Genomic DNA, 15,583 nt, shown 5'->3' on the forward strand with positions numbered 1-15,583 from the left:
CTCCGAGGTTAGTGATAAGCAAGGTCAGGTTGTTGATAAATGAAAAACATTCTTTCTATTCAGTCCCATGTGGTTTTTGGACATGCAGGGAACAGTGCCGCAGAGTTTCCGATGCGGCGTATGGGCGCAAACGTTTGGCCGCTCAATACGGTACAATTCTCCAATCATACGCAGTATGGGCAGTGGGCCGGTAGTGTGATGGACGCCAGTCATTTGACCGACATTGTGCAGGGGATTGCCAATATTGACAGACTGGCGCGCTGCGATGCGGTGCTGAGTGGCTATATCGGTTCCCCCGAGCAGGGCGCCAGCATTCTGGATATCGTCCGTCAGGTTAAAGCGGCGAATCCGCAGGCGATCTATTTTTGCGATCCGGTGATGGGCACTCCCGAGAAAGGTTGTTTTGTGGCACCCGGTGTTTCGGGTTTCCACTGTAACCAGTCGCTGCTGGCAGCCGATGTGATTGCGCCGAACCTGCCGGAACTGGAACTTCTGGCTGGTGTGACGGTACACAATGTGGATGAGGCCGTTGCCGCAGCGCGTCAGCTCTGTGAGCGCGGACCGAAAATCGTGTTAGTTAAACACCTCAGCCGCGCAGCACGCCGTGCTGACAGTTTTGAAATGTTGCTGGTTACGCCTACTGACGCCTGGCATATCCGCCGTCCGCTGGTGGAGTTCGAACGTCAGCCTGTTGGTGTAGGTGATTTGACCAGCGGCCTGTTACTGGTGAACCTGCTCAAAGGCGTTGCATTAGATAAGGCGCTGGAGCACACCACGGCAGCAGTATATGAAGTGATGCTGGTGACCAAAGAGATGGACGAGTACGAACTGCAATTGGTGGCGGCACAAGATGGCATTGCCAACCAACGTCATCATTTTCAGGCGGAACGCCTCGGTTAATGGCGCGTTAGGCGGCACCCTTGGGTGCCGCACTCTCTCTTACCCTTTCAATCGTTCAACCTTCAATGCCGTTAACACCGCCGGGCGTTCTGCAATATGGTCGAGATAAGCGGCCAGGGCCGGATAGCGGAACACATCGAGCTTTAACGACTGCGCCCACCGCATCACAGTAAACAGATATGCATCCGCGACGGAAAAACGATTTCCCACCAAATAGTTTTGTTCACTGAGCACGATGTTGATATAGCGGAAACGAACCTGAAGGTATTCCTGTAGCAGTTCCTTGTAGGTTTCTGGTGTGCCTGGACGAAAAATGTGGGTAAACGTTTTGTGCAGTTCGGCGGAAATATAGTTAAGCCACTCAACACAGTGATAACGCGCCATGGTGCCTATCGGTGCAATCAGGTTGGATTCGGGCACTTTATCCGCAATGTACTGCGCGATGGCGACGCCTTCCGTGAGCACCGTACCATCATCCAATTGAAGTACCGGCACCCATCCCTTTCGGGTTGATAGCCGTAAAATCCTTACCGCCAGCCGTTTTTTTCTTTTTAATATCGACACTTTCTAACGTGAAATCTTGACCAACCTCGCGTAAAACAATGTGGGGAAAAAGAGAACAACTTCCTGCTGTATAATACAACTTCATGAACAGCTCCTTCTTATCATTAGATTAGGATATGGGGAGCGGAAGACCCTTTCCACAAAGTAATGCGCCAGACCGTGGTGTGTTTCAAACGCCCCAACCACCCTCTATCGTGCCCGAAATCAATTCAACAAGGTGTGCGATCACTCGCAATTAGATTGTGATATAAAAAATTCATATTACTGACAATAAGTAAACGATGTTTTTACGCATTTGTACTGGCTTTTGCCTGAATGTGTCAGAAACGCCCGATTTATAACGATGATTGCAGTGATAGCTGAATAATCCCCTTGTTACTAAAACGTTATTTTTTGTTTGTGTTATATTTAAACAAAACCGTGTGAATCAGAGGGATATTTCTCTCCTGTGACAGGGCGGTCCAATAATGTCGATAACCTGTCAAGCCATTGGGAGGCAGCATGTCACAGGCGCTACACAACGCCTATCTGGATAGGCTCAATGTCCGGCAACAGACTTATCACTACTACAGCCTGTCACAGGCTGAAAAATCGTTAGGCTCATTAAAAAAATTACCAAAGTCTCTGGCCGTGCTGCTGGAGAACTTGTTGCGTCATCTCGATGGCGAGACGGTGCAACAGGCGGATCTTGACGCGGTATCCGCGTGGTTGGAACATGGCCATTCGGATCGCGAAATTGCATTCCGTCCTGCACGCGTGCTGATGCAGGATTTTACCGGCGTACTTGCCGTGGTGGATTTGGCGGCAATGCGCAATGCAGTGCACCGTCTGGGGGGAGAGGTCAACAGGGTGAATCCGCTTTCACCCGTCGATCTGGTGATAGATCACTCGGTGACGGTTGACCATTTTGGCGATCCGCAGGCGCTGGTAGAAAACACGCGGCTTGAGATGACACGTAACCATGAGCGTTACCAGTTTTTACGCTGGGGGCAAAAGGCGTTTCGTCATTTCCGCGTGGTGCCACCGGGCACTGGCATTTGCCATCAGGGCAATCTGGAGTATTTGGCTAACGCCGTATGGTGTGAAACCGTGGAGGACAAAATCATCGCCTATCCCGACACACTGGTCGGTACCGATTCACACACCACCATGATTAACGGGTTAGGTGTGCTGGGGTGGGGCGTTGGTGGTATTGAAGCCGAAGCCGCCATGTTAGGACAACCGGTTTCGATGTTGTTGCCGGATGTGGTGGGTTTCAAACTCAGCGGAAAGCTGGGGGAGGGGATCACGGCAACCGACCTGGTGCTTACCGTTACACAAATGCTGCGTAAGCACGGAGTTGTCAGAAAATTTGTTGAATTTTACGGCGATGGACTGGACAACCTGACCCTGACGGACCGGGCAACCATTGCCAACATGGCACCCGAATATGGTGCCACTTGCGCTTTTTCCCTATCGATGATGTCACCTTGGCCTATTTGGGCTTAACCAACCGCAGCGACGAACAGATAGCGCTGGTAGAAGCTTACAGCAAAGCACAGGGGCTATGGCGGCATCCGGGGGATGAACCTCGTTTTACCAGCCAGTTGGCGTTAGATATGGGGACGGTGGAAACCAGTCTGGCGGGTCCAAAGCGCCCACAGGATCGCGTCGCGTTGGCACAGGTGCCCGCTGCGTTTACCGCCAGTCGCGAACTGGATGTCAGCAGTGGCAAAGCGGGGGCTGATGCGGTTGACGTGACATGGTCGGGTGAAACCTTTTCGCTACGGCAGGGTGCTGTCGTGATTGCGGCGATCACCTCGTGCACCAATACCTCCAATCCCAGCGTGTTGATGGCTGCGGGGTTGTTGGCAAAGCACGCGGTAGAGCGCGGCCTGCGACGTAAACCTTGGGTGAAGACCTCGCTGGCACCCGGTTCCAAAGTAGTTCCGAACTATTTCGCCAAAGCGGGATTAATGCCTTATCTCGATGCGCTGGGGTTTCAACTGGTAGGGTATGGCTGTACCACCTGTATTGGTAACTCAGGGCCATTGCCGGAACCAATAGAACAGGCGATTAAGGCCGCCGACTTGACGGTTGGTGCCGTTCTCTCGGGCAACCGTAACTTTGAGGGACGCATCCACCTGCTGGTGAAAACCAATTGGCTAGCCTCGCCGCCATTGGTGGTCGCTTATGCATTGGCGGGCAATATGACGCTTGATTTGACCCGCGATCCGCTGGGCGAAGGACACAACGGTGAACCGGTGTTCTTGAAAGATATCTGGCCCTCGGCGAAGGACGTTTCCGACGCGGTGCAGCATGTCAGCGTTGACCTGTTTCATAAAGAGTACGCTGCTGTTTTTGAAGGTACGCCCGAGTGGTAGGCGATAGACGTAGGGGATAACCCGACCTACGAATGGCCGCAGGATTCTACCTATATTCGTGAAACCCCGTTTTTTACCACCATGGGCAAAGACCCCGATCCGATACAGGATATTCACGGGGCGCGAATTCTTGCTCTGCTGCGGGATTCGGTTACTACCGACCATATTTCTCCTGCGGGCAGCATCAAAAAAGAGAGCCCGGCGGGCCATTACTTGCTCGATCGCGGGGTCAGCGTGGAGGATTTTAACTCCTACGGTGGTAGCGTTGGCGTTGATTGCCGGAAAAGAGTACGGCTCGGGTCCCAGCCGCGACTGGGCAGCAAAAGGACCGTGGTTGCTCGGGGTCAGAGTGGTGATTGCGGAGTCGTTTGAGCGCATCCACCGCTCCAATTTGATTGGCATGGGGATTTTGCCGCTGGAGTTTGCCCCTGGCGTGACGCGTAAAACCTTAGGGCTGACGGGTGAAGAGCGTATCTCGATAGCGGGCCTGCAAGCCTTGATGCCGGGAGCTACGGTGGACGTCACCCTCACGGACAGTCAGGGAAACGCTCAGGTTATTCAAACTCGTTGCCGTATCGATACCAGTAATGAGCTGACTTATTATCAGCACGGCGGTATTTTGCACTACGTCATTCGCAAGATGTTGTGATGGTCAGTGGGCGGAAATATCGGGGCCCGAAGGCCACGATAGCAACGTCAGTGTGTTGTTGATAGCGGCAAGTCGCTATAGACACACATTAACGCGGAGGGAGATCCAATATATGGCCCATTTTGGCCGCTTTCGTTGCCAGATAGCGCTCATTTTTAGGGTTGCGTCCCACGACTAACGGCACTCGTTCAACAATGTTGATGCCTGCATCGTTGAGGATTTTTACTTTTTGCGGATTGTTGGTCAGCAAACGTACTTCATTCACGCCCAACAGCTTGAACATATCCGCACATAGCATGAAGTCGCGCTCATCAGCCGCAAACCCGAGTTGATGATTTGCTTCGACGGTATCGGCCCCCAGGTCTTGTAACGCATAGGCACGAATCTTGTTCAACAAGCCGATATTACGCCCTTCTTGTCGGTGATAGAGCAGCACACCCCGCCCCTCTTCAGCAATATGGCCTAATGCGGCTTCCAGTTGGAATCCACAATCGCAGCGCAAGCTGAACAATGCATCACCGGTTAAACATTCGGAATGGACACGTGCCAGAACAGGCGCTGGACCGGAGATATCACCGAAAACCAGCGCGAGATGATCGTGTCCTGTGGCTAACTCTTCGAATCCTACCATGAGGAAATCGCCCCAGGGGGTGGGTGATTTTGCTTCGGCCACCCGTTTAAGCTGCATTTTACATCTCCAACACAAAAAGATTGCGCGTATCCTACTGCCGGATAACGCAATTAACCAGTAAAAACGCCATTGTGCAATAAAACCAAACGCAAACCGCGCAGGTGTTCTGCATGTATTCATCAGGTTTGTGCCACAGCACGATGTTTGTACAGAAGTACAGGTACTAACATAACGATGGAGTAGTTTACGTTCCATTGACGAAGGCGGGGAGATTTCATGATAAATTTATGAAAAATTTGCGATTTACATCCACTCTTTAACCGTGTTTTTCTGCGTTTGTGAGTGAAAGGTGAAACAGGGGAAGCTATGTACGACATTGCCAAACGCACTGCCCTCGGTGCGGGAATTTTGCTGATATTGCCGGTTGCCGTAGGGTTGAGCGGCTGGCAATGGCAACCTGAAACACAGGGACTGTGGCTGTGTGGACTGTTCTGGGTCACGGAAACGGTGATGCGACCTTGGGGGATAGTGACCAGCGCGCTGTTGGCGCTCTGGTTTCTGTGGTGCTTACGTTTTCGTTTCAAACCGGCACTGGGCGTGCTGGCAATCATGGCGCTGACTGTACTGGTAGGTCAGGGCATGAAGTCGTTAATTAAAGAGCGGCTTCAGGAGCCGCGCCCCTTTGTGGTCTGGTTGGAAAAAGCGTATCAGGTCGATGAACGCTATTTCTATTCTTTGCCACGCCACAAGCGTGCGCGGCTGGTGGCGGAACAACTGAGCGCACAGACGCAGATACCTGAATGGCTGCGCGCCCATTGGCAATTTGAAACGGGTTTTGCCTTCCCGTCAGGGCATACTCTATTCGCGGCAACCTGGGCGTTGCTGGCGGTAGGGTTGTTGTGGGCGCGGCGGCACTATAAAACAGTGGTGGTATTGATGGTGTAGGCGTCGGGGCTAATGGCCAGTCGTTTGGCGTTGAGCATGCACTGGCCGAAGGATTTGATTACGGCGACCCTGATGAGCTGGGTGTTGGTGGTGCTGGCTTGTACACTGGCGCAGCGCTGGTGTGGTCCATTAACGCGATCGCCTCAGGAAAAGCAAAGTGATGATGACGTGAAAAAGGGGCATCAGTGACCCCTCTTATGATGTCAGGCATTGCGGTTCATACCGTGAACCTTTCTGGTGTTTCAAGCAGATGGGCCGTGGTCCGCTATGATCACTTGCGACGGATATCCGTGAACGGCCTGATACGTAAAATCGTCTCTGTGACTAATACACATTACTGCAAACTGAAGCCGGTTCCTACGGTGCTGAAGTCCCCATGGTGCATAAAAACAGGGATACGGGCCACGTTAAATCATGCGGTCGCCAAAGATGGAACCACATTACAGGATGCGCTAGAGAGTTTACATCTGAGGTTGAACGTCACCCTGGTGTCTCAGCACACTATCGTCAAAGGTAAAACGGTGCAATTGCCTTACGACCCAACCGAAATTTTTACGTTGGAAAAGTGGGGAACGGAGTACCGCATGATCAATGCGATTGAGGTGGTAGCCTCACACATTGACGGTTATTATCATCCCTGTCGACGCGCCCTACAAGATCCAGTGCGCAGCGCTAGCATGCCCTGAAGAACCGATAAGCAGGTTCCCCCTTAAAGGACGCTCTTCTTTTGTGAATGCCACCAAGGTGCATTTCTCTGGGGTGCTAAAATTTGCTCAACAGCAGCTGACTTTTTGGAGTAATGCCAGCGGCCATTTCATGCCTCCGGCTGAAGCCCGCCACGCGTTCTTGCCCTATATAAAATTGCTTTTGCCTGAATCGCGTTTTGTCGATCATCGCTTTTTATTATCGGGTTGTTCAAAAACAGGCGGTGCTGCCGCTCTCGTCTGATGCTACCTCAGCTAGCCACGTCCTTTCTCCGGCTATAATGGATAATTCTATGGGGTTTAGCGCCAACATTTGGCATAATCATCAGGTTAAGGCGATATCACAGGAACAAGAACGTGAAATACTTGCTGATCTTCTTATTGGTACTGGCGATATTCATCATTTCCATTACATTGGGGGCGCACAACGAGCAGGTTGTCACCTTCAACTATCTGCTGGCACAGGGCGAATATCGTGTTTCCACGCTACTTGCTACGCTGTTTGCAGTCGGGTTTGTGCTGGGGTGGGTGATCTGCGGTTTATTCTACCTGCGATTGCGCATCACCCTCGGCCGTGCGCAACGTAAAATCAAACGCCTGGAACAGCAACGGTCTGTAACAGGGAGCGAAACGCCGCCCTCTGCGCCCTCTGTTTCCCACTAAGGATCCTCCTCTATGTTAGAACTGCTGTTTCTGTTATTGCCGGTGGCCGCCGCATACGGGTGGTACATGGGCCGCAGAAGCGCGCAGCAGGACAAGGAGCAGGAAGCCAACCGCTTGTCGCGAGAGTATGTGACAGGCGTGAACTTTTTGCTTTCTAATCAGCAGAATAAAACGGTGGAACTGTTCCTTGATATGATCAAGGACGAGAGTAACACCTTCGAGGCGCATCTGACGCTGGGTAACCTGTTCCGCTCACGCGGTGAGGTCGACCGTGCTATTCGCATGCATCATGCATTGACGGAAAGCGCTTCATTATCGTTCGAACAGCGCCTGCTGGCGGTGCAGCAACTCGGGCGTGATTATATGGCCGCCGGGCTGTATGACCGTGCTGAAGAGATCTTCACCCAACTGGTGGATGAAGAGGATTTTCGTCGCAGCGCGCTTCAACAACTGTTGCAGATCTATCAGGCTACCAGCGACTGGCAGAAGGCGATCGATATTGCGGAAAAACTGGTCAAACTCGGCCAGCCGCAGTTGAATACGGAAATCGCCCATTTCTACTGCGAACTGGCGCTGCAAGCGATGAGCAGTGACGATCTGGATAAAGCGTTGACGCTACTGAAAAATGGTGCAGCAACGGATAAAGCGTGCGCTCGGGCGTCGATCATGATGGGACGCATTCATATCGCTCAGGAGCGCTATGCGCCTGCGGTAGAGGTGCTCCAGCAGGTTCTGGAACAGGATAAAGCCTTTGTCAGTGAAACCCTGTCGATGCTGGAAACCTGTTACCAGAACTTGCCTGCGTCGGAGGCATGGGAAGATTTTCTCAAACGCTGTGTTGAAGAGAATACCGGTGCCAGCGCCGATCTGATGTTGGCGGATATCCTGGAGCGCAAAGAAGGGGCTGAGGTGGCACAGGTCTACATCAACCGCCAGTTACAGCGTCACCCGACAATGCGTGTTTTCCATCGTCTGATGGATTTCCACCTGAGTGAAGCCGAAGATGGTCGAGCCAAAGAGAGCTTGCTGGCGCTGTGCGATATGGTGGGAGAACAGATACGCACCAAACCGCGCTATAGCTGCCAGAAGTGTGGCTTCACCTCGCAATCCCTATACTGGCACTGTCCTTCATGCCGCTCATGGGCCAGCATCAAACCGATTCGTGGTCTGGACGGACAATAGCGTAGGGTGTGCCTTATGCTATTGTCTATTTTATAAAACGCAATTTAGTTACAACATACTTATTATTGAAAACACATTCACGGTGAACATCGCGCGAAATGCAGCGCGGTCCAGCAGGGCCGCTGGGCTTTCGCGGGAGAGAAGGGTAGAATGCGGCGGAAAATTTTCATACGCGGACCAATCTCACTCCACGGATTCAATCGCCAAGCAAAACTGAGGGCGACATGAGCGAACATCACCCCACCGCATGCCGTTACGTCGCCAATCGTTGTCGCATTAGATTATGCTGACCAGAATCAGGCGTTGGCGTTTGTCGATCGCATTAACCCACAGGATTGTCGGTTGAAAGTGGGCAAAGAGATGTTTACCCTTTTCGGTCCACAATTTGTTAAGGCGTTACAACAGCGCGGCTTTTACGTTTTTCTCGACCTAAAGTTTCACGATATCCCTAACACGGCCGCACATGCGGTGGCGGCTGCGGCAGAATTAGGTGTGTGGATGGTTAACGTCCATGCCAGTGGCGGTCGGCGGATGATGGAAGCGGCGAAAGCGGCATTGCAGCCCTTTGGCGCCGATGCGCCGTTGCTGATTGCCGTTACCGTGTTGACCAGCATGGAGGCGGACGATCTGCTGGCGTTAGGCATCACCGCGACACCGGCTCAGCAGGCTGAGCGCCTTGCGGTGCTGACCCGTGATTGTGGATTGGATGGTGTGGTGTGTTCTGCGCAGGAAGCACAGCGACTGAAGCAGGTTTGTGGTAGCGCGTTCAAGTTGGTCACGCCGGGTATTCGCCCTGCGGGCAGCGCCAGTGGCGATCAGCGTCGCATTATGACGCCAGAACAAGCGCAGGCGGCAGGGGTTGATTATATGGTAATTGGGCGTCCGATCACCCAATCTGCCGATCCGGCGCACACGCTGGCGCAGATTCGGCATTCGTTGTTGGTGGGAGGGCAGGCATGAGTGAGAGTAACAGTCGGTTGGTCTATTCCACCGATACCGGACGCATCAAGGAAGAACCCGCTCCGGTAACGCGTGCCAAAGGCGACGGTGTAGTGCGCATCCAACGGCAAACCAGCGGGCGCAAAGGAAAGGGTGTGTGTATTATCACGGGGCTCGATCTGGATGATGACGCGCTGACCGCGTTGGCCGCAGAACTGAAAAAGAAGTGTGGCTGTGGCGGTGCGGTCAAAGAAGGCACCATTGAGATTCAGGGCGATAAGCGCGATCTGCTAAAACAGCTATTGGAAGCAAAAGGATTGAAGGTTAAGCTGGCGGGTGGTTAATACAGAATCTGACAGCAGGGAGACCCATGCTGTCACTCGCTATTAATCGACCTGATGGCCAATAATGCCGCCAATGACCGCACCACCCAGCGTGCCGCAACCGGTCAGGATTGCCCCACCGACTGCGCCAGCCCCAGCGCCAATGGCGGCGTTTGGACATGTTGGAACAGCCGCTGAGCGTCATGACGAGTGCTACGGCAAGGGCAGTAACGACGAAACCTTTTTTCACAACCATGGTGATCTCCTGATTTTTTCGCCCGCGACTGCGGGAAAATATCGCATTACACGATATTTGCACTATTTAATCTGACCTTGTCGGTCATCTCTCTTTATCTCAATATAATCGTCGGAAGTACTCTGGGCAGGTGGAAAAATCCTAATTGCTTCGCGCGAGGTTTGCCGTAAATGCTGTTTGTACCATAACGGTGAGCGCGGTGATAAATGATTTCCCGGTCATAAACGGTAATGCGCAGCAGATCGTAGCAGGGTTTTTAGCCAGTTAGCCCATAGGTGCGGCACTCCGACTCCCCGACAATATCCTATCGGATGAAAGGGGGCGAATGATGTTAGAAGAACTCAAACAGCAGGTGCTGGAGGCTAATCTGGCGCTGCCAGCGCATCACCTGGTGACCTTTACCTGGGGAAATGTCAGTGCAGTCGATCGTCAGCAGGGGCTGATGGTCATCAAACCGTCGTGGGTGGCTTACCCGGTGATGACCGCCGAAAATATGGTAGTGGTGGAGCTGGCAACCGGGCGCGTGGTTGAAGGAAGCAAGAAGCCTTCATCGGATTCAGATACACATCGCGTGCTCTATCTGGCGTTTGATCAGATTGGTGGCATTGTGCATACGCACTCACGCCATGCGACAATTTGGGCGCAGGCGGGCAAAGATTTGCCGGCCTTTGGTACCACCCATGCCGATTACTTTTATGGCGCAATCCCTTGCACCCGTCTGATGACAGACGCGGAGATCGACGGCCGCTATGAATGGGAAACGGGGAATGTGATTGTAGAGACCTTTCATCAACGCCGGCTTTCCCCCTTTGGATATCCCCGCCGTGCTTGTCAACGCACACGACCCCTTCGCCTGGGGAAAGGATGCCGATACCGCTGTGCACAACGCGGTGGTACTGGAAGAGATCGCCTACATGGGCATATTTACCCGCCAACTGACACCGGACGTTGGCCCGATGCAGCAGCAACTGTTGTATAAGCACTATCTGCGTAAGCACAGTAAAAACGCCTATTACAGGCAATAACCTTAAATCAAACCACCGCGTGGATAAATGACGCGGTGGGCTGCAATACGATCCCACACCGGTCTGATGCGCGTATTAGCGCATCTTCAATTTCATTGACTGGCAGCGTAAAAGGGACGCGCAAAAAGCGTTCAAAAGCCCCTTCAATTCCAAAACGCGGTCCTGCGCCAATCCGTATCCCCAAGGTTTATGCATTGGCTGCCAACATGGTTGAGACGGGTTGTGGCAGCTCTGCCCACCAACAGAGGCCACCGCTGGGCGTATTCAACTGCCACTCAGGAAACTGGCGCGCGATGGCGGCACCGGTCTCGTTCCGCTGCTGACGCAATCCGGAGCGGCGTGCAGGTAAAATCTGTTCTGCGTTCTGCAACAGTTCCGCACAGGCGAGCTGTTCCAATAATGGAGAACCCAAATCCACAGTATCGCGAATTTGTATCAATGCGGCTATGGTGCGGGCGCTGGCACGAATCCAGCCGAGTCGCAGTCCGCCCCAAAAGCTTTTGCCAGCCGATCCCAGCATGATGACGTGCCCGCTGTCATCAAAGGCGACCAGCGGCGGTGGCACGTCATACCACAGTTCCGACATGGTTTCATCCACCACTATTGGCGTACGCGTGCGTGCCACGATCTCCGCCACAATTTGGCGCGTGGCGCTGTCCATGCAGCGACCGGTGGGGTTGTGATAATCGGTGATCAGGTAGGCGATACGCGGAGCTGCCTGAGCAATCGTGATGCCAAGACCATCGGTATCCCATCCCTGATCGGGGAGTGCCACTGGAATCGGGCGACAGGCCGCGCCTTTTATCGCACCAATCGCATGAGGATAGGTAGGGTGTTCAATAATTACGCGGTCTCCCGGGCCGGTCAACAGCCGCAGCAGCAGGGTAAAACCGCTGACTGCGCCGTTCACCACCATGATTTGATCCGCCGTAGTGGGTAGACCGCGTGCGTTGTAGCGTTGTGCAATCGCGCTGCGCAGCCGTGGCAACCAGGCAGCGTCATAGCCGCTGTGTTCAAGGTACTCTGGCAACTGAGACAGGGCGCGGGTATAGGCCTGATGGATCTCAGGACCCGCGGGCAGGGCGGCGCAGGAGAGATCGACCGCAGGCAACGGCAGGCGGGCCAAATCCGGCTCAGTGCGTGCGATGGGTAGCGTTGTGAGGGAGCCGGAGCCCTGTCGGCTGGCAAGATAACCCTCGCTGCGCAACTCGGCCAAGGCGCCGGTCACTGCGGTACGGCTGATGTGCAATATCTCCGCCACGTCGCGCTCGCCCGGAAGACGGGTATCCAGCGGCAAACGTCCGTTCAGGATCAGCAACCGCAGGCTATCTGCTAGCTGTCGATAAGCCGGAGTGCGTGATTCGGGTTGCTGCCAGTTACCGAGCAGACGCTGTAATGAGGCCGAGCCGATTCGCCGTGCAGCCATAGCAAACCCCCAAACGGATTAAAAAGCCACTTTCGATAAACTGGACCTTAAAATAAAGTCCATTTTGCGTCAAGGTAACACAACTTCCTTGATGACGTCACCCTGTTGGTGACGAAGGGTTTATGGTGGGGTGAAGTTCTATGACGTATCGGCTTGGGTTACTGTATGTGGGATTAGCGCTGTACGGCATGGCAATCGCCATGATGATCCGGGGAAATTTAGGGGTGGACCCGTGGGATGTGTTTCACCTCGGGTTAGCGCAGCATCTGCCACTGAGTGTGGGCACCATCATCATCCTGATGGGGGCGTTAGTGCTGCTGCTGTGGATCCCGCTGCGCCAGCGACCAGGATTGGGGACCATCAGTAACGTTATTGTGATTGGGCTGGCAACCAATGTGGGATTGGATTTACTGCCAGAAATCGAACACCTCGGGGCACGCACGGCGCTGTTGATCGGGGGTGTCATCACCAACGGGCTAGCTACTGGCATGTATATCGGTGCCGGTTTTGGCCCTGTGGCGCGTACCGGATGGCAAATTCGTTATGTGTGAACCGGAATTGAGCTGACGGTGCTGGTGGTAGGATGGATACTCGGCGGTACGGTCGGCGTGGGTACGGTGGTGTATGCCTTTGCGATTGGTCCTCTGATCCAACTGTTTTTACCTTATTTTGTCGGGCAGTCGCGCGAACGCGCCCTGCAACCGAAGGCCTCATCCTAGTATCACAATGGAAAAAAATGCCCGTCATTGCTGACGGGCATCGGCACACAGCACCGTTAATGAGGCGGTTAACGGTGCGTTGTTTCTTCACGTAAGATAACAGCCACTTCTTTTGCCGTCGGCGTCTCGCTTGCCAGCGCACGGCGAATTACGAAAAAGGCGGAAATGAGCATGGTAACCGCTACCAGCATAAAGAACCCGCACAGTGCGGCGTTGATCTGGTTGCTGAACACAATGGTTTCCATATCTTTGATGGTCTTGGCCGGAGCGATTAACGTGCCTTGTTCAATACCCTGCGAGAAACGTTTAGCCTGAGCCAGAAAACCGATACTGGCTTTTTCATGGAAGATTTTCTGCCAGCCGGCTGTCATGGAAGTGATAAACAGCCAGATGATCGGCAGTATAGTTACCCAGGCGTAGCGCTGTTTCTTCATTTTGAACAGCACAACGGTACCAAGAATCAGCGCCATAGAAGCCAGCATCTGGTTCCCGATACCAAACAGCGGCCACAAGGTGTTAATCCCACAGAGAGGATCGATAATGCCCTGATAGACAAAGAATCCCCAACCGGCAACCGCCACCGTGGTGCCCGCAATGTTACCCAGCCAGGAGTGGCTCTTGCCCATACCGGGAATGGCGAGGCCGACCAGATCCTGCACCATGAAACGGCAGGCGCGGGTACCGACATCGACAGCAGTCAAAATGAACAGCGCTTCAAACAGGATGGCGAAGTGATACCAGAATGCCATCATGGCCCGACTGTTAAAGATTTCGGTGATGATATGCGCCATACCTACCGCAAAGGTAGGTGCCCCACCGGCACGTGACAGAATAGAGGCTTCGCCCACGTCTTTGGCTATTTCACTCAGAGCTTCCGGTGTGATCATAAAGCCCCAGCCGTTGATCACCTGTGAGGCTTGTTCAACGGTGGTACCGATTAGTGCAGACGGTGAGTTCATGGCGAAATAGACGCCCGGATCGATAACTGAAGCGCAAATCAGCGCCATGATCGCCACAAACGATTCCATCAGCATCGCACCATAACCAATCATGCGAATGTGACTTTCGCGTTCAATCAGCTTAGGCGTGGTACCGCTGGAGACCAACGCGTGGAACCCGGAGATGGCACCGCAAGCGATGGTGATAAACAGGAAGGGGAACAGGCTACCGGAGAACACCGGCCCGCTACCGTCAATAAAGCGTGTCACAGACGGCATTTTCAGTTCTGGTGTGGCGAACACAATACCTACAGCCAGACCGACAATAACACCAATTTTCAGGAACGTAGAAAGATAGTCGCGTGGGGCCAACAGCAGCCATACTGGCAGCACCGAAGCGACAAAGCCGTAAATCACCAGCGCCCAGGTCAGCGTGGTACCTTGCAGGGTGAAGAAGGGACCCCAGTACGGATGGACAGAAATGTCGCCGCCGTACACGATGGCCATCATCATCAGCACAAAACCGATCAATGAGACTTCAGCTATTTTGCCAGGGCGCAGAAAACGCATATAGACGCCCATAAACAGCGCAATCGGGATGGTTTCTGCAATGGTAAATACTCCCCAGGGGCTGTGTGCCAGAGCTTTGACCACCACAAGTGCCAGTGCGAAAAGGATGATTATCATCACACCCAGTGCACCCAGCATCGTCACCACGCCCGCAAAGGTGCCTAACTCTTGTTTTGCCATTTCCCCGAGCGAACGGCCATCGCGGCGCGTCGAGATAAACAGGACCAGAAAATCTTGTACCGCACCGGCGAACATCACCCCGACCAAAATCTAGATGGTGCCCGGCAGAAAGCCCATCTGCGCGGCGAGAATCGGACCAACCAACGGACCAGCCCCGGCGATAGCGGCAAAGTGGTGACCAAACAACACCCACTTGTTGGTGGGAACATAATCCAACCCGTCATTGTGACGCTCAGCTGGCGTGACACGACGGTCGTCCAGTTCAAACACTTTTTTAGCAATAAACAGACTGTAAAAGCGGTAGGCAATGCTGTAGCAGGATAAGGCGACAATGACCAACCACACGGCATTAACGTGCTCTCCACGGCTTAAGGCCAGCATCGCGAAGGCGATAGCCCCCGCTAAGCGACCAACAGCCAGATCACTATACTCTTGACATTATTCATGACAACGGCTCCTTCGTTACCCAACTAATGGGGCGAGAGTTTTGCTGGCTTTTAGGGCGTGGCGCCATGGCAAACGGCGCAACCCTTAAAAACATAGTGTATTTCAGCGTGATGCGCGGCAGGTGCAGATGAGAAAGTGTGAGCAAGAGTGAATTTTTGT

Annotated in this window: 8 protein-coding genes and 8 pseudogenes; 11 read left to right on the forward strand and 5 right to left on the reverse strand. The window is 53.5% G+C overall.

The genetic code is table 11. The annotated features are described in order from the left end of the window. Positions 1-39: 39 nt before the first annotated feature. Complete coding sequence (gene pdxY, locus JZM30_RS14885) at positions 40-900, forward strand: pyridoxal kinase PdxY (protein ID WP_252319605.1); 861 nt, start codon at positions 40-42, stop codon at positions 898-900. Between the two features lie 39 nt (positions 901-939). Here the strand turns inward: pdxY and gstA are convergent. After that, positions 940-1,549 (reverse strand): annotated as a pseudogene (gstA, locus tag JZM30_RS14890) (glutathione transferase GstA). A 416-nt stretch (positions 1,550-1,965) separates the two neighbouring features. Here gstA and acnA point away from each other — a divergent pair. Beyond that, a pseudogene (acnA, locus tag JZM30_RS14895) lies at positions 1,966-4,476 on the forward strand (aconitate hydratase AcnA). Positions 4,477-4,564: 88 nt separating this feature from the next. On the opposite strand, the gene ribA reads toward acnA, so the two are convergent. Continuing rightward, the gene (ribA, locus tag JZM30_RS14900) at positions 4,565-5,164 is read right to left on the reverse strand and encodes a GTP cyclohydrolase II (protein ID WP_252319606.1); all 600 of its coding nucleotides are present in this window, start codon (positions 5,162-5,164) and stop codon (positions 4,565-4,567) included. A gap of 309 nt (positions 5,165-5,473) precedes the next feature. Here ribA and pgpB point away from each other — a divergent pair. The 7 genes and pseudogenes from pgpB (at position 5,474) to yciH (ending at position 9,884) form a co-directional block, all read left to right on the forward strand. Continuing rightward, positions 5,474-6,241 (forward strand): annotated as a pseudogene (gene pgpB, locus JZM30_RS14905) (phosphatidylglycerophosphatase B). A 173-nt stretch (positions 6,242-6,414) separates the two neighbouring features. Then, a complete protein-coding gene (locus tag JZM30_RS14910) occupies positions 6,415-6,738 on the forward strand; it encodes a hypothetical protein (RefSeq protein ID WP_252319608.1) in 324 nt (107 codons plus the stop codon). 43 nt (positions 6,739-6,781) lie between these two features. Then, positions 6,782-7,000: a hypothetical protein gene (locus JZM30_RS14915; protein ID WP_252319609.1), complete on the forward strand. Its 219-nt coding sequence runs from the start codon at positions 6,782-6,784 to the stop codon at positions 6,998-7,000. 113 nt (positions 7,001-7,113) lie between these two features. Beyond that, positions 7,114-7,419, forward strand: a complete 306-nt coding sequence (locus JZM30_RS14920; protein WP_252319610.1) for a LapA family protein — start codon at positions 7,114-7,116, stop codon at positions 7,417-7,419. Between the two features lie 12 nt (positions 7,420-7,431). Next, a complete protein-coding gene (gene lapB / locus JZM30_RS14925) occupies positions 7,432-8,601 on the forward strand; it encodes a lipopolysaccharide assembly protein LapB (RefSeq protein ID WP_252319611.1) in 1,170 nt (389 codons plus the stop codon). A 234-nt stretch (positions 8,602-8,835) separates the two neighbouring features. Continuing rightward, the gene (pyrF, locus tag JZM30_RS14930) at positions 8,836-9,561 is read left to right on the forward strand and encodes an orotidine-5'-phosphate decarboxylase (RefSeq protein WP_252319690.1); all 726 of its coding nucleotides are present in this window, start codon (positions 8,836-8,838) and stop codon (positions 9,559-9,561) included. Further along, positions 9,558-9,884 (forward strand): stress response translation initiation inhibitor YciH, encoded by a 327-nt coding sequence (yciH, locus tag JZM30_RS14935; RefSeq protein WP_252319612.1) that lies wholly within the window; start codon positions 9,558-9,560, stop codon positions 9,882-9,884. Before pyrF ends, yciH begins: the two co-directional genes overlap by 4 nt. 42 nt (positions 9,885-9,926) lie before the next feature. Here yciH and JZM30_RS14940 read toward each other — a convergent pair. Continuing rightward, positions 9,927-10,119 (reverse strand): annotated as a pseudogene (locus tag JZM30_RS14940) (osmotically-inducible lipoprotein OsmB). Between the two features lie 328 nt (positions 10,120-10,447). On the opposite strand from JZM30_RS14940, the pseudogene araD reads away from it, so the two are divergent. Then, positions 10,448-11,144 (forward strand): annotated as a pseudogene (gene araD / locus JZM30_RS14945) (L-ribulose-5-phosphate 4-epimerase). Between the two features lie 2 nt (positions 11,145-11,146). Here araD and yczR read toward each other — a convergent pair. Beyond that, positions 11,147-12,570, reverse strand: a pseudogene (gene yczR / locus JZM30_RS14950) (MocR-like transcription factor YczR). Between the two features lie 140 nt (positions 12,571-12,710). Here yczR and JZM30_RS14955 point away from each other — a divergent pair. Further along, positions 12,711-13,289 (forward strand): annotated as a pseudogene (locus tag JZM30_RS14955) (YczE/YyaS/YitT family protein). A 68-nt stretch (positions 13,290-13,357) separates the two neighbouring features. Here the strand turns inward: JZM30_RS14955 and JZM30_RS14960 are convergent. Next, a pseudogene (locus tag JZM30_RS14960) lies at positions 13,358-15,423 on the reverse strand (carbon starvation CstA family protein). Between the last annotated feature and the right edge of the window lie 160 nt (positions 15,424-15,583).

It is taken from the genome of Candidatus Symbiopectobacterium endolongispinus (assembly GCF_018777385.1).
Classification (GTDB): Bacteria; Pseudomonadota; Gammaproteobacteria; order Enterobacterales; family Enterobacteriaceae; genus Symbiopectobacterium; species Symbiopectobacterium endolongispinus.

Coding starts and splice junctions, on each gene's coding strand:
- pdxY (WP_252319605.1), top strand. CDS start 40: ATGAAAAACATTCTTTCTATTCAGTCCCATGTGGTTTTTGGACATGCA.
- ribA (WP_252319606.1), bottom strand. CDS start 5,164: ATGCAGCTTAAACGGGTGGCCGAAGCAAAATCACCCACCCCCTGGGGC.
- lapB (WP_252319611.1), top strand. CDS start 7,432: ATGTTAGAACTGCTGTTTCTGTTATTGCCGGTGGCCGCCGCATACGGG.
- yciH (WP_252319612.1), top strand. CDS start 9,558: ATGAGTGAGAGTAACAGTCGGTTGGTCTATTCCACCGATACCGGACGC.